The sequence below is a fragment of the Chlorogloeopsis sp. ULAP02 genome (assembly GCF_038404745.2).
Taxonomy (GTDB): domain Bacteria; phylum Cyanobacteriota; class Cyanobacteriia; order Cyanobacteriales; family Nostocaceae; genus Chlorogloeopsis.
Genome location: NZ_JAYKTT020000059.1, coordinates 110,413 through 131,859 on the forward strand (window position 1 = coordinate 110,413; position 21,447 = coordinate 131,859).

General features: G+C 42.3%; 20 protein-coding genes. 12 read left to right on the forward strand and 8 right to left on the reverse strand.

The window, feature by feature from the left end; translation table 11 throughout:
- Positions 1–294: 294 nt before the first annotated feature.
- The 5 genes from U2718_RS20365 to U2718_RS20385 form a co-directional block, all read right to left on the reverse strand.
- Positions 295–444 carry a hypothetical protein gene (locus U2718_RS20365; protein ID WP_342002107.1) on the reverse strand — a complete coding sequence of 50 codons (150 nt, stop codon included), beginning with the start codon at positions 442–444 and terminating at the stop codon, positions 295–297.
- A gap of 328 nt (positions 445–772) precedes the next feature.
- Positions 773–1,651 (reverse strand): dioxygenase, encoded by an 879-nt coding sequence (locus U2718_RS20370; protein WP_342002105.1) that lies wholly within the window; start codon positions 1,649–1,651, stop codon positions 773–775.
- Positions 1,652–1,774: 123 nt separating this feature from the next.
- Positions 1,775–2,233, reverse strand: a complete 459-nt coding sequence (locus U2718_RS20375) for a nuclear transport factor 2 family protein (protein WP_342002103.1) — start codon at positions 2,231–2,233, stop codon at positions 1,775–1,777.
- A 251-nt stretch (positions 2,234–2,484) separates the two neighbouring features.
- The gene (locus U2718_RS20380) at positions 2,485–3,363 is read right to left on the reverse strand and encodes a hypothetical protein (protein ID WP_342002101.1); all 879 of its coding nucleotides are present in this window, start codon (positions 3,361–3,363) and stop codon (positions 2,485–2,487) included.
- A 111-nt stretch (positions 3,364–3,474) separates the two neighbouring features.
- Positions 3,475–4,842 (reverse strand): cytochrome P450, encoded by a 1,368-nt coding sequence (locus U2718_RS20385; protein WP_342002100.1) that lies wholly within the window; start codon positions 4,840–4,842, stop codon positions 3,475–3,477.
- 248 nt (positions 4,843–5,090) lie between these two features.
- On the opposite strand from U2718_RS20385, the gene U2718_RS20390 reads away from it, so the two are divergent.
- Positions 5,091–6,590 (forward strand): PLP-dependent aminotransferase family protein, encoded by a 1,500-nt coding sequence (locus tag U2718_RS20390; protein WP_342002098.1) that lies wholly within the window; start codon positions 5,091–5,093, stop codon positions 6,588–6,590.
- A gap of 77 nt (positions 6,591–6,667) precedes the next feature.
- On the opposite strand, the gene U2718_RS20395 is transcribed toward U2718_RS20390, so the two are convergent.
- Positions 6,668–6,895, reverse strand: coding sequence for a hypothetical protein (locus tag U2718_RS20395; RefSeq protein ID WP_411813332.1), 228 nt, complete (start codon positions 6,893–6,895; stop codon positions 6,668–6,670).
- Between the two features lie 21 nt (positions 6,896–6,916).
- On the opposite strand from U2718_RS20395, the gene U2718_RS20400 reads away from it, so the two are divergent.
- Positions 6,917–8,107, forward strand: coding sequence for a transposase (locus tag U2718_RS20400; protein WP_342002096.1), 1,191 nt, complete (start codon positions 6,917–6,919; stop codon positions 8,105–8,107).
- 32 nt (positions 8,108–8,139) lie between these two features.
- Here U2718_RS20400 and U2718_RS20405 read toward each other — a convergent pair whose 3' ends face one another.
- Positions 8,140–10,356 carry an ATP-binding protein gene (locus tag U2718_RS20405; RefSeq protein WP_342002094.1) on the reverse strand — a complete coding sequence of 739 codons (2,217 nt, stop codon included), beginning with the start codon at positions 10,354–10,356 and terminating at the stop codon, positions 8,140–8,142.
- Positions 10,357–10,830: 474 nt separating this feature from the next.
- Between U2718_RS20405 and U2718_RS20410 the strand changes: the two genes are divergently transcribed.
- From U2718_RS20410 to U2718_RS20455, 10 genes are all read left to right on the forward strand, one after another.
- Positions 10,831–11,025, forward strand: coding sequence for a hypothetical protein (locus U2718_RS20410; RefSeq protein ID WP_342002221.1), 195 nt, complete (start codon positions 10,831–10,833; stop codon positions 11,023–11,025).
- Between the two features lie 221 nt (positions 11,026–11,246).
- Positions 11,247–11,618, forward strand: coding sequence for a response regulator (locus tag U2718_RS20415; RefSeq protein ID WP_342002092.1), 372 nt, complete (start codon positions 11,247–11,249; stop codon positions 11,616–11,618).
- 357 nt (positions 11,619–11,975) lie between these two features.
- A complete protein-coding gene (locus U2718_RS20420; RefSeq protein WP_342002090.1) occupies positions 11,976–12,545 on the forward strand; it encodes a DUF3611 family protein in 570 nt (189 codons plus the stop codon).
- Positions 12,546–12,766: 221 nt separating this feature from the next.
- Positions 12,767–13,390 (forward strand): PRC-barrel domain-containing protein, encoded by a 624-nt coding sequence (locus U2718_RS20425; RefSeq protein ID WP_342002089.1) that lies wholly within the window; start codon positions 12,767–12,769, stop codon positions 13,388–13,390.
- Positions 13,391–13,532: 142 nt separating this feature from the next.
- On the forward strand, positions 13,533–14,150 hold the full coding sequence (locus U2718_RS20430) for a hypothetical protein (protein ID WP_342002087.1): 618 nt from the start codon (positions 13,533–13,535) through the stop codon (positions 14,148–14,150).
- Positions 14,151–14,214: 64 nt separating this feature from the next.
- Positions 14,215–15,036, forward strand: coding sequence for a hypothetical protein (locus tag U2718_RS20435; protein WP_342002085.1), 822 nt, complete (start codon positions 14,215–14,217; stop codon positions 15,034–15,036).
- A 363-nt stretch (positions 15,037–15,399) separates the two neighbouring features.
- On the forward strand, positions 15,400–15,606 hold the full coding sequence (locus U2718_RS20440) for a hypothetical protein (protein WP_342002083.1): 207 nt from the start codon (positions 15,400–15,402) through the stop codon (positions 15,604–15,606).
- 23 nt (positions 15,607–15,629) lie between these two features.
- Positions 15,630–15,755 carry a hypothetical protein gene (locus tag U2718_RS20445; RefSeq protein ID WP_342002081.1) on the forward strand — a complete coding sequence of 42 codons (126 nt, stop codon included), beginning with the start codon at positions 15,630–15,632 and terminating at the stop codon, positions 15,753–15,755.
- Between the two features lie 54 nt (positions 15,756–15,809).
- Positions 15,810–16,853, forward strand: a complete 1,044-nt coding sequence (locus U2718_RS20450) for a metallophosphoesterase (protein ID WP_342002079.1) — start codon at positions 15,810–15,812, stop codon at positions 16,851–16,853.
- Between the two features lie 241 nt (positions 16,854–17,094).
- The gene (locus U2718_RS20455) at positions 17,095–17,307 is read left to right on the forward strand and encodes a hypothetical protein (RefSeq protein WP_411813333.1); all 213 of its coding nucleotides are present in this window, start codon (positions 17,095–17,097) and stop codon (positions 17,305–17,307) included.
- On the opposite strand, the gene U2718_RS20460 is transcribed toward U2718_RS20455, so the two are convergent.
- Positions 17,287–21,126: a PAS domain S-box protein gene (locus U2718_RS20460; protein WP_342002076.1), complete on the reverse strand. Its 3,840-nt coding sequence runs from the start codon at positions 21,124–21,126 to the stop codon at positions 17,287–17,289. The genes U2718_RS20455 and U2718_RS20460 overlap by 21 nt on opposite strands.
- Between the last annotated feature and the right edge of the window lie 321 nt (positions 21,127–21,447).

A 21,447-nucleotide genomic window follows, 5' to 3' on the forward strand; every position in this document is an offset into this window, starting at 1 on the left:
CATAAGGCATTGTACATTAGTTTTAATTTGGTTGTTTGACCGAAGAAAGGCAGAGGGCATGAGGCAGCTATGCTGAAGGGAGAAACTATATTTTGCCCTCTGCTAAAAGGGTCACAAGCCCACGGCAGTTGACGCCAGTCGCTACAACGTCCTTGTTAAATCCCCTAAATTTATTTATGGGGATTCCTTCTGCCCTCTGCCTTCGTACTTCTGCCTTCTTAAGTATTAATAACTTAATAATTGATAATCAATACCAAATAGTTAATAACTAATTAAGTAAAAGTTACTTAGCAACTAGTCTTTAACAATCCATTTAGCAACTAAAATTTCGCGCTCTCCTTTATATTCTTTTGTCCAAATCATAGAAAGTTTTGACCGCTTAGGAATTACACTGGTTGTAACAGAAGTGAATATGCTATCACTGTAATTTACTAAAAGTTGCATTTTTGTTTCTCCTTATTTTTGATTGTTAATTTGCATTAAATTGAGAGGATTTGAACGAGTTGTTTAAACTATGATGGATTTTGAATTAGTAGAAAATACATCAATAGATAACTAAGCTGAGAAATAGTATATTTTCAGCTTGTGAATTCAATAAATATTGAATTGTGAAATATAACCCTCTATCACAAGATTAGATAAGTAAAGCGATCGCTTGCTGTAAAGTTGCTTAGTCTTGACTAGCTCATGTATGTGTTAGAAGGATAAACAGGGATACACAATCAGATTGTATGGTTCCGGATGATATCTGAAAAATAAAAACAAATGAAGATTAGACATCTTCAGTAACAGGACTTAGGACAAAGTTGAACTTGACAGTATAAAACAGTTTATTCTGATTATGTACTAACATTCCGTTGGGTACATTATGTTTTTGCAGCGTAATTATGGTGGAGGAGACTACCGCAAAAACTGTATCTGAACAAATGTAAGGATCATCATTCAAATATGTCTGCGTAGTCAGCGGATTAAAGCCAGTTGCACTAAGCTTGAAATGGATATGTGCAGGTCTGTGAGTGTGCCTTCCCAAGAGCCGCAGCACCTCGCCACACGGCCCGTTAGCTGGGATATCGTACCCGATTGGGACTACAGTCTCAAACGCATAACAGCCGTCTGCATTAGTCCTGAAGCGTCCTCGAAAGTTACCTTTTGGTTGATTGAGATCTTGGATATCGTAAAAACCTTTTGAATTCGTCTGCCAAACATCAATGAGTGCATTGGCAATTGGGCTGCCGTTCACATCCAAGACGCGTCCCGACATGAAAAGTACATCGCCGTCCTCATCAATCCCCAAGCGATCGCCCATCTGACGCTCTGGTGCATCCGGTACGTACATCGGCCCTTCCAGAGTGCTTTCTGTTACTGTGTCATGGTTCGTGCGGTGCAGCAAATCCACCAATTCCGAAATTCCCAGCAAGTCTGTAAGCATAGCAATCTCTCCATCCGGCATATCACCAGAAGAACGAGCGACACGAGTAAAAAAATCACGCCCCATCTGCAACTCTTGCTCAGTCAAATTCACCTCTTGCACAAAGGCGTGCAGATGTGTAATCAGGCTTTTGTAAATTTCGTAGAGTCGTGGATGCGTCTTTGCTCCATCACCATGATTAATCACTGCCTGAGTGATATTGTCCAGAGTAATAGTATTCATGACTTAACTCCTGATTAAATGAAAATCATGTTGTAAAATAATTTCGCCTAATGCCAAAACCCTTGACCAGACACGATATATCGCGCCTCTACACCCCGATTCATGCCGCGATTCAGCAACGTCTTATCTTGAGATGGGCGTAGATTGCCAATGGACAAACTGCCAGCCCTGATTTCGCTTTTCCCAAATATTCACAAAAACGTTGTCTATGAACCTGACTTCACCTTTAATAACAACAGTCATTAAGATCCTGCCTGTGACAACAGCAGTATCGCTGTAAGTACGTACCAGCACATTCTCACGCTCAATTTTTTGATATTGAACGCCACCCGATCGCACAAATGTAATGTAGCTCGCTTTACTATCAACTAATCCTGTCGAATGCACATAGCTCAAATCTTCAGATAACAGATGTTCCAGTAAAGTGATATCTTGAGCAAGCATTGCCTGGTAGCGTCGTTCCTCTAGTTGCTCGACTTCTTGCACGGGTTGAGCGATCGCCAAAATTTCAGCAGATTTCATGGCTACTCTTTGTGCTTGTGTGCCTAACTTAGTAATGCTGTCGGGAGTGTTGTTCTTCATAGCTGAACTCCTTTATTGACAAGCTTTATTGAAGAGAGGAATGCTTTTGTATTTCCTTTTAATCTTTAATTCTCTTCAATTCATATCTTCAGAATAGAACTAGCTAATAATAAATAAAAGCACCAATTGTTGTTCAATCAATGGTGCCATTTTTGATTCTGCGTTCTCATGTAGCGAAAGGAAAAATCAAGCATAAATCACGATTCTTTGTGTCCCCGCGTCCCTTTTTCCCCGCGTCCTTTTCCCAATCCCTAATTTCCTCCAACCCTGTTCCCTTTTTTCCTAATAAATTCTTTTCCCTGATTTTCACCATACTGATACGCTGCACGCAAACCATCTTTAGTCGCGCCAGTAAAGTCTACGCCAAGAACCTTTAAATCTAGATCTGGTTTGATGATATGAATTGGTACATCTTTCCAGGAAGTTGGAACCAGAGCAGATTGAAATAAATCTCGATACAAATCACCTGGTTCAGTAGCCACGGCAATTACTTCGCTACATCCTAATTGAGCTAATTCCACAGCCGGACAAGAACAAGTATAAGAAGCATCAACATATGGCTGTTTGTCTATCCAAGCAGGAATATCCCATGCATGTAACATCCGTGTGGATGCATAAGCAACTTCGTCAAAGTTATTTGCAGTGAGTTGTAGAGCGTTATCAGAGCCAGCACTGTCAAATAAATGAGTCACAAGATGCTTATCTACCCATGTGCGATCGCCTCGTGCAGAGCTAACCAATAATTGACGCCCCAAGCGTCTGGCTTTATTTCCTTGTGTTTCTTCAGCACCTTCTGATGTAACAACAGCACTGGTTGCAACAATTAAACGCGGTGTACCCGGCAAAAATAGGCGATCGCGTAACATAGGTGCATATTCTCTAATGCTTTGGAGAACTGTTTGGCTCATGTTATTAGCTGATTGTTCTGAGAACTTAATTGCTTGATACCAGTACTCAATACCAACCTCACGCGCTTTACCGATGGCTGCACAGGCAGTGAATAAAGTAGAAGATGATGCAGCAGCATAAGCATTAGCACGGATGTTAATTGACTCAAGTGCGCTTAAAACACCATGAACAAATACACCTTTAAAACTACCGGATGCACAAGCAATACCAAGTGATTTCATTGGTTATGTTCTCCTTTGAATATTCAAGAAAAGGGAACGGGGCAATTAAGGACACGGAGAACCAATCAGCACATTACTACCTCTGTGCTCCTGAAGCTTCTTTCCTAGTCCCTAGTACCCACTCACAAAAGCGGCTACCTCACCGCAAAATCTTAGTTTGACTCCATTCTTGGGTGCGAGGGTAATACCTCTGCGTTGTGGCTGTTCTAGTCGATGAGCAACCAACGCTAGTTGATAGCGTGACAAAATAGTTGCCAACACAAGCTTAATTTCAAACGGAGCCAAAGCATCGCCTATACAGCGACGAACACCACCGCCAAATGGCATAAATTCATAAGGAGAAAATTGACGGTTGAGAAAGCGTTCTGGCAAAAACTGCTGGGGCTGCGGGTATAAATCTTCTCGTTGATGCAAAAGATAAATGCAGCCCATTAGTATTGCCCCAGGTTCTAAAGTATGTCCGAGAAGTTCAGTTGGTTCTTGTACTACTCTAGGGAACGTAAGCATTGCTACAGGGTGAATTCGTAAAGTTTCATTGCAAACAGCAGTCAGATAAGGTAGTTGAACAATGCTCATCGGGTTGGGAGAATCACCAAGGGTATTGAGTTCTTGGAGCAGTTTTTCGCGTACTTCTGGAAAACGATGAATCCAATATAAACCCCAAGCCATTGCCGATGCTGTAGTTTCTTGTCCAGCCAACAGCAATGTCATCATTTCATCGCGTAACTCGCGATCGCTCATGAATTCGCCTTGTTCATCCTGCGCTGCCATGAGTAAAGAAAGAATATCGATGCGGTTGGGATCGCCTTGCAACCGACGCTCTGCAATTTCTGCATAGAGTAATTCATCAATTTGCTGCCTGAGACGGATAAACTTTCCCCAAGGACTCCAAACACCTAAATTTTTTTGTAAAAAAGAGAAATAAAGGAAGCCAGAAGTAAAAGGAGACTCAAATAAATCCGTAATCAACGTCAGTAAGCGCTTAAGTTTTTGGTAACGTTCTCCCTGAGATAAACCGAAAACAGCTTGTAAAATTACCTCCAAAGAAATCTGCTGCATCGCAGTTCTAGCTAAGAAAAACTGATCATGCGGTAACTGGCTAAAGATTTTTTCGACTAAATCGCAAATAAGCTTGCCGTAAGCTTTCATGCGATTGCCATGAAAAGGAGGCATCAAAAGTTGCCGCCGTCGTTTGTGGCGTTCTCCCTCCAGCATGATGACTGAAAAGTTCCCAATTAAAGGTTCCAGGGTTTTGTTTGGCTCACCTAGAGCAGCAAACTTCTTTCTATCATTGGTTAAAATTTCTTGAATAGCTTTGGGATGCTGTACAAATACCACTGTATCTCCAAAACCGATGATCTCAGCCGTAAATAAATCGGGATATTTTTGAGCAGCGCTTTCCATATATCCTACCGGATCGGCAACCCAATGAAGTTTTTGGAGAAAAGAGGGAGTGTTGAGAGTATTAGGTAGTTGCATATGAAGGTAAGGGAATAGGGGACAGGGATCAATATTTATGTATAGGTTTTAAACACAGATGTTGGGGCGATCGCTCATTTTCAATCTCAGAGTTTAGCGATGATGAGGTAAGGAACCAGCGAAGAGAGATTTTCTTTGTCTGTGCAATCAGCTTATAATGCTATTAGTTTGAATAAAAGTGCCAATTGTTGTGCAATTAATGGTGCCATTGTGGTGTTTCGCGCTTTTAACTGGTAATTGGAGAATTTATGGCGAACCAAGTAAAGTCTGGCATCACAAATATACTTGAACTTCAGCCTCAAGATTCTACACCACTGTATCGCCAATTGTATGAACGGCTGCGCTTGGCTATCTTGACAAAACAACTGATAGCCGGAGTGCAACTTCCTTCTACACGCTCTCTGGCAAGCGAGTTAGGAATTTCTCGCAACACGGTTCTGCTTGCTTACGATCAATTACTGGCAGAAGGCTATGTAGAGGGTAAAGTGGGAAGTGGAACTACTGTAGCTTATGTTCTACCCGAAACTTTGCTTTCTCCTGCCAAGACTAAATCTAATCCCCAATTTGAGCATCAGCAGTATAGCCACAAAAGGCTCTCCCAAAGGGGTACAGCCTTAGTAAAAACTCCCTTAATTCCAAAGCCCCTGCAAACTTCAAAAGGAAAGCAACAGCGAATCTTTCGACCGGGTATCTCTGCGGTTGATGCTTTTCCCCATGAACTATGGTCACAACTAATTGCGCGTCGAGCTAGGAACTCTTTGCAAAACTTACTCACCGATCACGAGCTTGCAGGATATCGCCCATTGCGCGAAGCAATAGCAGCTCATATTGTTGTAGCACGCGGAGTTCGTTGCACAGCCGATCAGATAATTATGGTAGCGGGTTTCCAGGGAGGATTTGACTTGGCAGCGCGAGTGCTGCTCGATCCAGGTGATCCTGTTTGGATGGAAGATCCAGGCTATTTGGGCGCTCGTGGTGCTCTGATTGGAGCAGGAGCTAACCTAGTACCAGTGCCAGTCGATACAGAAGGACTTGATATTGCTGCTGGCATAGCAAAGTGTCCACAGCCACGTCTAATCTACGTGACACCTTCACACCAATTTCCGCTTGGGGTGACTATGAGCCTGACACGGCGGTTAGCGCTACTAGAGTGGGCAAATCAAAATGGTACTTGGATACTTGAAGATGACTACGACAGTGAGTATCGCTTTGTCGGACGTCCGCTAACCGCATTACAAGGAATTGACATTAGCAACTGTGTAATTTACTTTGGCACCTTTAGTAAAGTACTGTTTCCCGCTTTGCGTCTAGGCTATCTTGTTGTACCGCCTGATTTAGTAGAAGCTTTTATTGCTGTCCGTCATTTTATCGGCACCCGTGTACCAATACTTGAGCAGGCTGTACTTGCCGACTTTATGAATGAAGGACACTTCAATCGCCATATCCGGCGGATGCGATCGCTTTATGCCCAACGTCGAGCAACTTTGGTTGCAGCATTAGAGCGTGAACTAGAGTTTGAGATTTACGCTCCCGAAACGGGAATGCATCTTGTGCTGTGGCTTCCGCCAGGAATGGATGACAAGTTAGCATCACAGCAAGCTGCGGCTGTTGGGATTGACGCCATGCCATTGTCGTTATTTAGCATCACCGAAACAAAGGCTGGGCTTCTGCTTGGCTATGCTGCTGTAGACGTTCATGAAATCCACGACGGAGTACACCGACTGGCAAAGGCTTTGCGGGCAATTTAATTAATGAGAGAGACGGGGTAAGGTAACTTTCAAGTAGGCTTACAACGACAAGCGATCGCTAAATTTAATCCACTCGCTCAGAGACATTGATCTTCAAAGGAACGGTCGCGCACTTCACCCAAACGATGAAAGAACACTGCTGTTGACAATATCTCTAAAAAGTGGAAATCTTGTGGAGCATTGAGCAATTCATTCAACGAAATCGCGGGAGTCCACACCTTCAACGAAGTAAGGTGGGGAGGGACAGCGGGACGACTCCGTTCCTCCGTCGTCCAATAATCTTGGAGCCATAACAAATATCTCATGTATTGAGGTATAATTTGGTCATGAAGCAAGTCCTGACAGTATCCTGCAAGCTCCAAGTCACACAAGAGCAAGTCGCCAAACTGGATGATTTGCTTAAAGTGTTTGCGGATGCCTGCGAATACGTAAACAGGACAGTGAAAGAAGGACTGGCTAACGAACTTGCCATGCAATCGTTGGTCTACAACGAAGTCAGGACGTTGTTTGGCTTGCCATCTCAGTTGGCTATCCACGCTATCCGTCGAGTAGCGGGAAATCGCAAGACGGCGAAACTTCATGGTAAACCCGTAAAAGGTTTTGCCCCAACGTCTGCCACCTATGATGTGAGAACGTTTAGTTTTCGTGAGAAAGACTCGACGGTTAGCCTCACCATGTTAGGTAAGCGGGAGCGATTAAGACTCGCCATCGGTAACTACCAACGAGGTTTGTTGAAGGGGCAAAACCCTAAAACAGCCACCTTGGTAAAGCGCAGAGATGGCAGTTTTTATCTGAACATACAGCTTGAATCTATTCCAGAAAAACCGCAGGAAACTGACAAGATTTTGGGCATAGATTTGGGCAGAACCGATATATGTTTCACATCCGAAGGTGATAGTTATAGCGGCGAACAAATTACGAAAATTCGCGATCAATACAGCGACTTGAGAGCGAGGCTCCAACAGAAAGCTGCGAGAGGCACAAGGAGTAGTCGGCGTAGATGCAGACGACTCTTGCAACGGTTGTCGGGCAAGGAGCGGAGGTTTCAGAGTCACACCAATCACGTTATTAGCTACCGTTTAGTACAGAAGGCTAAAGCTAACCAACAAGCTATTGCACTCGAAGACCTTACGGGCATTCGAGAGCGTACTAACGAATTGCCTAGATCTAAAACCGAAAGACGCAGAAGCAATAATTGGAGCTTTTACCAATTGCGCCAATACTTGACCTATAAAAGTATAAAGTTCGGCGTAAAACTGGTATTTGTAAACCCAGCCTACAGCTCGAAAAGCTGTCATTGTTGTGGAGTAATTGGTAATAGAAATGGCAAACATTTTCGCTGTGTGAATTTAGCTTGTGCTTGGGTTGGTGATAGCGATTTGAACGGTGCGAAAAATATTTCTACAATCGGGCAACTTATAAACTTGCCTGGAGGTTCGAGTACATTATTCTGTTCCTTGCAGGATGTTGTACTTAGGGCTGCTGAAAACGCTACCCTCAGCCGTCAGGCAGGGTAGCGTAGTTTATTAATCCTTGAAGCTTTTGGATTCTATAGTTTTCCAGACATTCTGCCAAGGCTAGCAACGACTGCAACTAACTCGATTGCTCTAACTGGTTTAGCAACGTGTAGCTGAAAGCCTGCTTCAATAGCCTGTCTGTAATCTTCTACCCTCGCATACCCTGTAAGTGCCACAGCAGGAATGCGTCCACCCATTTCCGGTTCAAGCCCCCTAATTTTACGGATAAGCGTGTAACCATCCTCATCTGGCATACTGATATCGCTCACTAACACATCTGGTTTAAATTGTTCTAGCGCTGCTAGTGCTTCACCTGTTGAGCCAACGGCAATTACTTCTGCTCCACACTCTTGCAGTACCGTGCTAATCCACTTGCGCGTGTCCGCTTCGTCGTCCACAATCAGCAGGCGTAAGCCGTCAAGTTTTGGAGGATTGTCTAATGGTGCCGCATCTTCCGCAATCGTTGGCGACTGTATCTGGGCTGTATTGTTTGTCTGAGCATCTTCTGACGAGGGGATGGCTGTAAGCGGCAGCTTGACTGTGAATGTTGCCCCTTGCCCTATTCCCTGGCTTTGGGCAGCAATAGTACCGCCGTGTAACTCTACCAAATGACGGGCGATCGCCAGTCCTAAACCTAATCCTTTATTTGATCGGGTACTCGTGCTGTCTGCTTGACGAAAACGCTCAAAAACATACGGCAGAAAGTCAGGACTAATACCCTTACCGGTGTCGCTCACCTGGATTTGGGCATAGTTAGAGATTAAGGATCGGGGATCGGAGGAAGAGGATGGGGGAGCCAGTGCGTTGCGCGGGTTAAGCGCGTTGTAGCACCTGGCGTGGACAAGGTGAGTTGGGGAGGACACTTCCGTGCGGGGGTTCCCCCCGTTGGGGAAAGTGTCCGTCGACAAGGGGAGAAGATGTGAGTCACTATCCTTCCCCTTGTCCTCTTGTTTGTCCCTAGTCCCTAGTATCTTTGACAACCGTACCTCAACCCGTCCGCCATCGGATGTAAACTTGATTGCATTGGAAAGCAGATTCAACACGACTTGTTGTAAACGATCTGAGTCACCCCAAATCGGCTCTACCGAGGTATCAAGCGCTGATTCAATTTGAATAGATTTAGCATCTGCCACTGGTTGTAAAACTTCTAAAGCTTGAGCGATCGCTTCTACCAAATCAACTCTGCCAAAATTTAGTGAGAGATTTCCTTGAACAATGCGCGAAATATCAAGTAGATCTTCAATCAGTTGCATCTGCAAGTTAGCATTGCGCTCAATCGTCTCAAGCGCATCTTTGGCTCTAGCTTCATCCAGCCTACCTGTTTGCAACATTCCAACCCACCCCAAAATTGCGGTCATAGGGGTACGTAATTCATGAGAGACTACTGCTAAGAAATCATCTTTGGAACGATTTGCTGCTTCTGCCTCGGCACGTGCAGCTTGTTCGCGCAGTAGTAGTTGCTCGCGTTCTTCCTCAGCCTGTTTTCGTTCAGTCAAATCTTGCATAATTTTTGAAAAGCCGCGCAGATTTCCGTCCCGATCTCGTAAAGGAATGATGACACAATACGACCAAAAATGTGTGCCATCCTTACGAATATGCCAACGATTTTCCTTGGAAAAACCCTCCCTAACTGCCGTTTTCAGTACTTGTTCCGGTTGTCCGCGTTCAATTGCTTCTGGTGTAAAAATGTACCGGAAATGCCGACCAATAATTTCTGCTTCCTGATAACCTAAAATGCGTTCTGCTCCAATATTCCAATTGATAAATAATCCGTTCGGATCGAGCATGAAAATTGCGTATTCTTTTACTCCTTCTACAAACAAACGGTAGCGTTGTTCGCTTTGGTGCAATTTTTCTTGGCTTTGACGTAGGCGATCGTAGTTGCGTTGTGCTTCTAGTGCGTTAATTTCGGCTTGCTGTTGGGCAGAACGCAACATCTGATTTAGTATGCTGATTAGCAGTGACACCAAGATAAACTGAACCAGCCCCACTGCATTAAATCCAATCACAGCCAGCGAATAAAGTGGAGGTAAAAAAAAGTATCCACAAGCTAAAGCAGACAGAACAGTCGCCAGCAGCCCTGGTTCTAAACCGCCATACCAAGAGCTAACCATAACAGCGGCAAAAAATAGCGGGTAAGCGCTAAACCTATGCATTAGCCATAGCGACTGTGTAAGTAGCAGTGCTAGTAAAACTGTTAAGATAGCAACGCCATAGCGTTTTAGCTGGGAGCGCGTCAATCTCTGCATTTTCTCTTCTCTTTGGTCGCGCCGTAGTTGTACTTGGGGCAGGAGATATCTATCATTGCCATTATGTCGCCTGTATAGAAAAATTCTTCCTCCTACAGCCCTAGATTGCTGTACTTTTAACAAATTTATTAGATTGAATACTTCAGAAAGCTACGCCACTTTATTTCCTTGATAACATCAGGATAATAAGCTGTAGCGCATACATATTGCACTTTTTTTCGTTAAGACCGTCATTTGTCCTTAGTTATTAATGACTAATAACTAACCTCGCGAGCAATTATACAATTTCAAAGCGTTACAGCGTACGAACTGGTAACCAATTTTTGATGGGTGTACTGGATAATTCACTCAAAAACTTTTCAGGTTCAGGTGCTTGGGAATTCTATATTTCTACACCAGATTTCCACTTTTGAAGTCTATCTTTAAGGATGAGTACCATAAGATTTTTTGCAGCAGAATTTAAGCAAGTATAAAATGGAAACAACAACACAATATCGTACTGCAACTGTTCAACTAAACTCACTAGCAGATTTAGACCAGGTTGTATCCCAGCAGTTCAACTTACCTCTACGCCCATATTCAACAGATATAAGGACATCTTTAGAACTGGTTGTTCAAGCTAATGATAGATTCAAGGCACTCTTAAGTAGTGACAAAAAGTCTAACTGAGTGGAGTGTAATTATTTAGATTAAATATCTCTCGCCTACAAACCGTAACTTCTTGCAGACAGTAACACTCTCCGCTGCTTAACAGCAGCCGTGCCTTGAATATTATATTGATTTCAAATACATATACTCGTTTTCTAACTAAAGGCTTTCCTACACTAGAAGATTTTTAATAGCAAGCGATCGCCTTTATCTGGTGATTCAAACATAGGAAGAAAATAACGATGAGTGCCAAGCAAATCCTTGTTATTGATGATGAAGACGATATCCGTAAATTGATTCAAACTTGCCTGGAAATCATGGGGGGTTGGCAAGTATTAACTGCTAAAAGTGGCACTGAAGGACTGCTATTGGCTCAAACTGCTCAACCTGATGCCATCCTTTTAGATGTAATGATGCCAGATATGGATGGAACAAGCACGTTTCAAAATTTACAAGCAAATCCAGTGACTAAGCATATTCCTGTAATTTTAATGACAGCTAGAGGGCGCAGTAAAGAAGCACATAAGTTTACTCAATTGGGTGTAAAAGGCGTAATCAGTAAACCCTTTAATCCTCAGAAACTTGCTACTCAAGTAGCAGCAGCTTTAAACTGAAATATGTGAATTATATTCGCTACTACCTTAAGAGACATTCTCTTAAAAATTTTTAGCCTTGAATTTTAATTGAGGGTAAAAGCCAAATTTACTCAAAAATTGACTGGATAGAGTTTTAACTCATTGGAACAGTATAAAGCCAGAAATTTATTTTACAGTTTATAGCAATTTGTTCAAAATACCAGATAAATCTATCGATATACTCAAGATAACTCTTAAGTAGTAATTTTTTGGAATTTAGGTATTCTCCACTAGTTTTCCACAATTACACCCTACTATTAACCTAGTATTTGTTATTTGTCTAATGCTCAATAATTAATGACAAATAACTAATGACAAATGACCAAGAGGGTGTATATGTTAAATAATTTAGAATCTCTCTCGCAACCACCAACTAAACAAGAATTTGCTGCTACTTTTCGTGTAGTAAGTCGATTTAGCTTTTGGGTACAGTTAGCACTAGGTAGTATTTCTGCTCTCGCTTTGTTATTTGCGTCCTTTAGCCGTAACATCACTGCCCAAACGAATAATCCAGGCATCGGTTTTGGCATATTTCTAGCTATTATTGGAATTTTGCTGTTGTGCTTCCGGGTTTACTGGGCTTTCCGTTACAGACGTTTAGCTAAACGTTTACAAGCCCCCAATCCTCAAATCCATCCAAAAAAAGAGGATATAATTCGGGTTTTGAGATTTGGATTAATCGTTAGTCTAGTAGGGTTATTAATAGCTTTTATTGGATCTGAAGAGACAGTTGCTGTTGTACTGGCGAAAGCTTTAGCCCAACCGCAAGGAGTAGCAGTTTATAACCCGGAAAATGTCATTCGTTCGCTAGATATTTTTGTAATGCTGGCAAATATAAATATGATTGGCGCTCACTTTTTTGGTGGAGTTACCTCTCTTGGATTACTTGAATGGGTAGAGCAGTAATAGATAGAGGTATTGATTCTATTTCTATGTAGTTAACTATTCCACTGAGAATAGAACACTATATCTTCAGCATTAATTTTAAAAATTAGCTTGAATTATTCACTAGATTTCCACTATTTAAGCTTAAGCTCAAACTACAGCTGGTTAATCATAGCTCCTCTAACAGTTGAGCGGCTCAACTTTTTCTCAAATTACACATCTAAGAAATTTTGGAGAATAAAATGGCTCTGTTAAAACTCACAGATATTGTTCCAAATTACCGTGAGATATTTGGTAAAGAGAACATTATTGATTTTAGTATTTATTCAAATCTTACTGACGAGAAAATTGGTACTGTTAATGACATTCTAGTTGATGAGAAAGAAGCTAAGTTCCGGTATTTAATTATTGACTTGGGCTTTTGGATATTTGGTAAAAAAGTGTTGTTACCAATTGGGCTTTCACAGATTCATTTCTCTGATAAGCGAGTTTATGTTAAAGGTCTTACTGAAGAGAATGCAAAAAATTTGCCTGAGTTTAGTGATGATCTAAAAATTGATTACGACTATGAGGATCTGGTCAGAAATTTTTATAGCATGAATCCACCTACTTATTCTTATGTTAATCCTATAGTACCGATAGTGCCATACTCTCCTATGGCAATCAATCAAGTTGCTATTTTAAATGAACCAATGGGAGTTAATAAGCCTTGTATTTCCTCAGAAGAAGAGGACAAGGCTGTTGAGGCTCGCGCTACTTATAACTACCATCATTATCCAAATTTGTACGAAATTAATGACACAGATCATCCAAGATTAAAACTGCAAGAAGAATGGCTAGCTGCCAATAAAAAATTATTCAAATAAGAGTGTAGTGAGTGGCAGACAATTTAATACTGAATTAGATTGAAACTCAATTGAGTATTTCACAAAAAACTCAATAAAGAGATTTTTTAATATCAGAATAATTGAGAAAGTTTCAATTTTTTATTAACAAAATGAGGTATTTATGAGTCAGCAAAATCAGACGAATATAAAAAAGACTGAGTTATTAGGAAGCATTTTTGGAAGTTTATTAATTGGTTTGCCAGCTATCCCCCTCGCTGCCAACGCAGCTCCTTCCTCTGCACTCAATCCCTGTCCTCGCATTTACTATGAAGAACCACATAATCATCGAGTTTTGGTTCCAGAGGGATGTCCGCCGAATGCTGCAACTCTCAGACTAAGAGGACAAGGAGGAGTTGTGGTACAGCCGGAGGGTTTACCTGTTAATCGCCAACCAACACCCGCTCCAGAAACCCGACAAAACCCCATCGCTACCGTCACGCCAACAGCAGGCACAGTGGATGTGAGATTGAAAAATAATACTAATGCCCGTATTACCTATCAAGCGATCGCGCATACCCAGCCTCGAATCCTCGCAGGTGGGGAAGAAATTGTTCTGCAAGACTTACCAACGCCTGTCACGATTACAGCCGTGCGTGAAGATGGAGGACTGCTGAAATTCATACCTGTAGCTGCCACAGAGTCAGGGATGCTAGCAGTTTCAATGGATGAAGAGACTAGGCTAGATGACAATCAGGGTGTATTGAGAATTCAAAGCGATGGTCAAGTCTTTTTAAATTAGGTCGAGGTAACTAATTGAACCACTTTTTAGCAAAATTATCAGCAAATTTAAGGAGATTTTCTTAATGATTAGTAAATTTAACCAAAATGGCAACTTTATCCAAAAGCTATGGAAGGCTAATACAGCTGTTGCTTTAGTACTCTCGGCTGTGGTGCTTGGAGCTTGTACCAACAACTTGGAACGAGAGGCAGCAGTACCAGAAACTAATGTCACTGCTGAGGAAGTCGCTGATAGTACAAATAAACTGATTGGTAAAACCGTAACTGTCAGAAGTGAACCGATCAAAAAAATCGCTCCATCAACTTTTACAATTAGCGATCAGCAATTTTTTGGTAGTGAACCCATCCTAGTTGTAAATGCTACAGGTAAACCTTTTGCCTTACCAGCCGACGATGATGTACCGATTCAAGTGACAGGAACGGTTCGCAATTTTGTACTGGCAGATATTGAACGAGAATTTGATTTGGACTTGGAGCCAGAGTTATATGTAGAGTACGAAAATAAACCTGCAATTATTGCACAGTCACTAGCGCAAGCACCCAAACCTGGTGAAATTACTACAGATCCCAAACAATACTACGGTAAAAGGCTAGCGGTAACAGGTGAAGTTGAAAATATTACAGGTGTGAACTCATTTACACTCGATGAAGACAAGTTGTTTGGAGGACAAGACTTACTAGTCTTGCATACCAAACCACAACCAAAGGTGACTGAAAATGAGAAGGTTGCAGTAACGGGCGTGTTACGTCCGTTTATTGTTGCCGATTTAGAACGGGAATACAATTTGACTTGGGATTTGAACGTGAGGCGGCAGCTAGAGGCAGAATACAGCAACAAACCCGTATTAATTGCTGATGAGGTGTATCCTTCAGCAATTCCGCAATAAAGTGTCTGGCATGATCTTCTAGATTCAGTGTTGTATTTCACGGTGAGTGGCGATTGGATCAATTCCAAATGATACGGAACTCCGACAGCCTGGAGCTAACTTGGGAAGAACAGGGAAATTATGCTTTTCCTTATGAAGGTGTAATTGAACACCTTCATGGTATGGCAGCCGAACAAGCATGAGTGGACGGTACAGAGGTTGACTGTCAGAGGAAAGTTTTGGAGTGCAACCGCTTTCAGCAGGTTCGTTTTCGGCTCTTTGAGACGAACCAATGAGTAAACTGATGAGGAGCCAGAGGCTCTAGTTCTCGTTACCAGGTTGAACCTGGTAACGAGGGTAAATCTAAAAATAATTCTGAGGAAAATGGCGGTTGACATACTTTGGAGTCCTGAGCCAATTATTACTATTCAGCGCTTGTTTGATAGCAGTTGGAATTGGTTGTTTGAGGCTCTCTCACAATTTGGGACAGCTAAGGCTGTTACAGTGATGTTTGCTTTAGCACTCTGGGTTTGGGGACGACGACTTGCCTATGGCTTACTTGGAGCCGTGCTTTTAGCAACAGTTTGGTAACGCTCGTACTTGTATTTCGCCTCATGATTAGCAGTGGATTGGTGCGTGAGGCTGTGACATCTGGCTTTGCGGCGCTGTGGATTGCGTTCTTGGCACCAGCACTGTTTGCACGTATGGGTTTATCTAGGCATTTGCCCCAAATTCGGTAGTAGTTGTGAGGCGATCGCTCAATAACAGGCAAAAATAGAATTTGCAAGCTAACTATGAAGAAAATCAAATACTTTTTATTGGGATTATTAGGTTTATTGGGTTTAATTGCTGCACTTCTAATTTACGGCTTAATCGAACCCTATTTTATTGATATTGAACCACAAGTCGCCGTAATACCCGGTCTTCCCGCAGCATGGGTAGGGCAACGAATAGCAGTGATTGGTGATTGGCAAGTAGGAATGTGGCTGGCAAACACCCCTACCATCCGCAGAATTGTCGCGCAATTAGTTAAAGAACGTCCGAGCGCAGTGCTGATTGTTGGTGACTTTATATACAAAGCAGGCGATAACCCCAGCGCGGAAATTAATCAAGCAATTGAGTTGGTTCGTCCATTAACCGCTGCTGGTATTCCTACATATGCCGTTCTAGGTAATCATGACTATGGCATGAAATCTAAGCATGCTTCCCCCGATGTAGCACAAGCGACTAAACTAGCTGCATCTCTGGAAACTGTGGGCGTACAAATGTTGCAAAATCAAGCTGTAACCTTGGCATCATCCACTAAGCTAGATGAGCAAGCAGTTTTATACTTGGTAGGCATTGGTTCGCATTGGGCTGATAAAGATAAACCCCAAGTCGCTCTGGCACAAGTACCAGATACAGCACCCAGATTTATAATGATGCACCATCCTGAGTCCTTTGCTGAATTTCCTGCCAACACCGCACCTGTGGCTGTAGCAGGGCATACCCACGGGGGGCAAATTCGTCTGCCATTCACCCCAGAATGGTCATGGTTAACTTTTACTAAGGAGGATGAAGTTCATGCCGATGGTTGGATCGATGGGTATGGACAGCTGGGAAACCATCTTTACGTGAATCGAGGAATTGGTTTCAGTATCATACCAATACGGATTAACTGCCCGCCTGAAATTACTCTCTTCACACTCAGACAAAGCGACAAATCCAACAGCCTGGAGGCAAAGCCTCGAAACCCTCGTTACCAGGTTCAACCTGGTAACGAGAACTACCAAGCGGCAAATCCACATAAATATTATCGTTTTACTACTGGTTTCCAAGTTACGTCTAATGTAAATTAGCCAAACTCACCTTGAGTCACAGCAAATAATAGATTGAATGTAAAATCCAATTTTATCAAACAGAATTCAGGAGTCAGAAGTCAGTAGCCAACTCACCTCCGTGAGCGATCGCTTGCTGCATTCTCTCCAATACTTAGCAGCAAGCATGACTCTCAATTTTCCTAATTTGCAGGTATAAAAGCATGAAAAATGAGTGTTTTCAAACACTGTCAGAGCACAAATTGAACACAATATCTATGTGATGAAAAATTTGATTGGATTATCAACTCTTGCGATCGCGATCGCTGCAATAGGTGTTCCTAGTATTCCGTCTGTTGCCCAAGCACAAGAAGTCCAATACGATCCCAGCGCACTCGGATTGGTGAATGATTTGGGTAAATTCTTGAGCAGTTTTAAGCCTATGATGAAAGTACCTGTTCCCTGTTCCCTATTTTCAACTGAGTACCTTATGTAAAGTGTCTAGTAATTCTTTAGCCGTGTAAGGCTTAACCAAAAATGTGCTGGCATGGGCAGCTTCTGCAAGTTTGCTATTCATTATCAATCCACTAGAAGCAATTACTTTAACCTCTGGATTGATTTTTTTGAGCATTTGGATCGCATTTTGCCCATCCATAGCCGGCATCATCATATCCATTAACACTGCCTTAATGTCATTCTTATGCTGAATGTATAAGGCGATCGCTTCTATTCCATCACTAGCGGTGAGAATTTTATAGTTATGTTGTTCAAGTAAAGTTTTAGTAGTTTCTCGAATTGGAGCTTCATCATCAACAACAAGAATTAATTCCCCTGCCCCAGTAGGCAATTTTAAGTCTTCCACTGGCAAGGCTACAGACGTATTCACCGCAGGCAAAAATACTTTAAATTGGCTACCTTCTCCAACTTGGCTCGACACGGTGATAAAACCGCTATGACTTTTGACAATACCCATTACAGTCGAAAGTCCCAATCCTGTTCCTTTGCCAATCTCTTTAGTTGTAAAAAATGGTTCAAAAATTCGATCTATAATTTCTGGAGGAATACCACTTCCTGTGTCTGCAACAGTTACCACAATGTAGGAGCCAGCTTTAGCCTCCATATTCATGAGCGTATAGTTTTCATCAATCAAAATATTTTTTGCAGAAAAACTTAAACTACCACCATTTGGCATAGCATCACAAGCATTGACGCAGAGGTTGATGAATACTTGATGCAGTTGGGCAGCATTAGCAGAAACTGCACAAAGTTCTTCGGGGATATCCGTATGAACTTTGATAGATTTTGGAAACGTCTGCTTTAGGAATTTTTCAATTTCTAACAGTATATCCCGGACTTGTAGCAGAGTCATTTCTCCTTCTGCGCCACGTGCAAAATATAGAATCTGCTTGACTAAATCGCTTCCCCGTCTGGCATTATTTTCAACTATTTCCAGCAGTTCTTGATTGAGTGCATCTAAATTAGATTGTTTATATAACAAAAGTTGAGACGCTGCTAAAATTGGTGTCAAGATATTATTGAGATCGTGGGCGATGCCACTGGCGAGATTACCAAGACTCTCTAGGCGTTGAACTCTCAAAAACTGGGCTTCGATTTGTTTTTTTTCTGTAATGTCGGTATTGACAACTAAAATTGATGTTGGCAAACCCTGTTGATCATATATATATGTCCACCGACTAGCAACAATGATTTCTTTTCCATTTTTGGCAATTTGGCGTAACTCGCCCCACCACTCTCCTTTGTTAGCTAGGGCTTTCTTAACTGCTTCAAGTTGTAGTGTAGCCTCTTTATACAAAAGCTGATTAGCGTTTTTACTGATTACTTCTGCTGCTGCCCACCCATAAATTTTCTCTGCTCCTTGGTTCCAAAACAGGATTTGGTGTTCTAGATCGCGCACAACGATCGCATCGGTTGCAATATTTAGTAGGGCTGCTTGTTCGCGGATTTTCTCTTCTGAGCGTTTGCGTTCACTAATGTCGAAGGATACTCCCACAAAGCCGATCGCTTTTCCTCGCTCATCGTTCATCATAGTTGTAGATGCCCAGACAAGAATCAGACTGCCATCTTTGCGCTGTAGCAAAACTTCTGCATCAGCTCGACAATTTTGTCTTAAGGATGCAAAAGTTTGTGCCAGCAATTGCTCCTGTCCAGGAGGTGTTAAAACTTCTATAATTTTTTTACCTATTACCTCATTTGCCGTCCACTGGTAAAGGGTTTCGGCAAAACGATTCCAGTAAGCGATCCGCCCCTCCATATCTGTGTAAATTACAGCATTGCAAACTTGGTTGAGCAAGTTTGCTTGAAAGCTAATTTCCTGTTCAGCTAGTTTGCGATCGCTAATGTCACGAATAATTGCGAGTAAACCAGTCTGTGCGCCATTTTCATCTTTCAGTACACTAACTGATACCTCGACGTATATTTCTTCTTTGTTTTTTTTGATATGGATATTTTCCCCTTGCCAGAAGCCTAATGTCGCCAAGGAATCATGCGCAGCCTGCTCATCTTCTTCCCTCAGCCAGCGATACTGATAAGATGTTTCTAATTTTTGACCAAGTATTTCTTCAACCCTGGTATCATACAGCTGCTCTGCTGCTTGATTCCAATATGTAACGCGAAATTCAGGATCAATCGCAATTACCGCTTCTTTCACCTGAGATAAAACATTAGCCTGAAATTTGATCCGTTCTTCTGCTAACTTGTGTTCAGTTATGTCGGTTGTAATTGTCGTAACGATCCAACAATTGGCTGCTTCATCCCTGCGGGATGCTAACGTAGCTGAAAGCCATCGCACAGAGCCGTTTTTATGGTGAAATCTGTACTCGAAAGTAATAGTATGCTCCCTAAAGATTGCCTCATTGATTTGTGGCAATATAGCTTCCAAGTCTTCCGAAACTATACATGAGCGCCACAATGATTGATCTGCCATTAGTTCCTCAGGCGTGTAGCCAAGGATTGTTTCACATCCGGCAGAAACATACTCATATTCATAGTTTAGTAAATCTTGATCGGCATATACTCGTGTACTGTTGATTGCAGCGATCGCACTATTAACAATATCGCTCATCTTGGATTCAGAGGCTTGCAAGGCTCGCTCTAGGCGTTTGCGCTCGGTTATCTCTTGTACCATGCCGTTGATCCCCAGGATGTAATTATTACTATCCTGAAGCGGGTAAAAGCTAACTAACCAATCTCGTTTTATTCCTGGTTGTGCGGGTGTAGCACCGTGAACTTCAACATCTAAAACTGGTAAGCCAAATAGAATAACTTGGTTGTAGATAGATTCGAGTTTGTCAGCAAGTTCTGGCAGAATCTCTCGGATAGTTTGCCCAATATGAGCAGCTACTGGTAAACCGTTGATTTGTGCTAAGTGTTCGTTCAAGCGAACAAATCGAAAGTTAAGATCCAAAAAACACAATCCGATTGGAGTAGTTGCATAGATTGTTTCAATTTCCGCCAATTGTTGCTGAGTTGTTTCCTGAGAGCGTTGCAATGCTGTTTCTGCATTTTTGCGTAGACGCGTCGCGGCTTGCCCTGAGGCATCGCTAATATCGGTGGCAAATCCCTCAACTGCGATTAAGTCTCCTGCTGGCGAGTAAATTCCAACCGCTTGATCCCACAACCATCGCTCCTCACCATTCGCCGTGATAATGCGATAAGTCACAGTGAGACGTTCTCGCCGCTCTAGCAAACTTACTATTGCTTGTTTGCGGATACGCTCCCTATCATCTGGATGAATAATGTCAACATATGCAATTCTCCCACCTTGGTAAAAATCAGCAGGATAATATCCTGTTAGTTCTAAACACCCCTCGCTGGCAAATTCAAAGGTGTAGTTTTCATCTATCTGACATCGGTAAGCCATGCCAGGTAGATTACTCATCAAGGTTGAAAGAGCGCGTTGGCTTTCTTGCAGAGCAACTTCCACTTGTTCACGATTATCTGTGACTAGTGCAGCAGGGGCAAATCTTCTCCAAATTTTTGCTAGCAGCATAGACGCACGTAGTGTGCCTTGTTGCAGAATAGCTGCCACTCCAACAGCACTCACCGAACTTTTGAGCTTTCTATAGAGTTTTCCTAACGGCGCTTTTACGCTGTTGTAGCCATCTTTGCTTGCACTGTCGTCAACATTGCAATCCCAATCTATACTTTTTGCAGAATCGGCTTTTGGATGAAAGAGATTTTCCTCCAATGTTTGTTTGTCAATTCTAAACTTTGCTAATTCCTGCCGTAGGAGGACAATTTCATCTATTAACTGTTGTTTTGTCTTAGCCTGATCCTGCACGGGCTTGCCCTTCATGGATTGAGAGTAAGTGGAAGATTCGGCATTGAAACAATAGATATCAATGGATGAAGTGGGCTACTTTACATAAAGTTACAGCGCATTTCATCTAAATGAAGTATATTACCCCACCTACCCTATCGGCTACCCCCTTCTTACTAAGAAGAGCCAGCGCGTTGCGGTGAGTCCAGCACTGCGGGAGGGTTAGGGAGGGGTGTACTCCATTAACTTGCAATCCGCTGTAATTTCACCCAAAACTTTTGAGAGATATAGAATTTACATTATATAATGCATTATTTATTTAAATATTAATTTATGTAAGATATTATATTTTTCAAA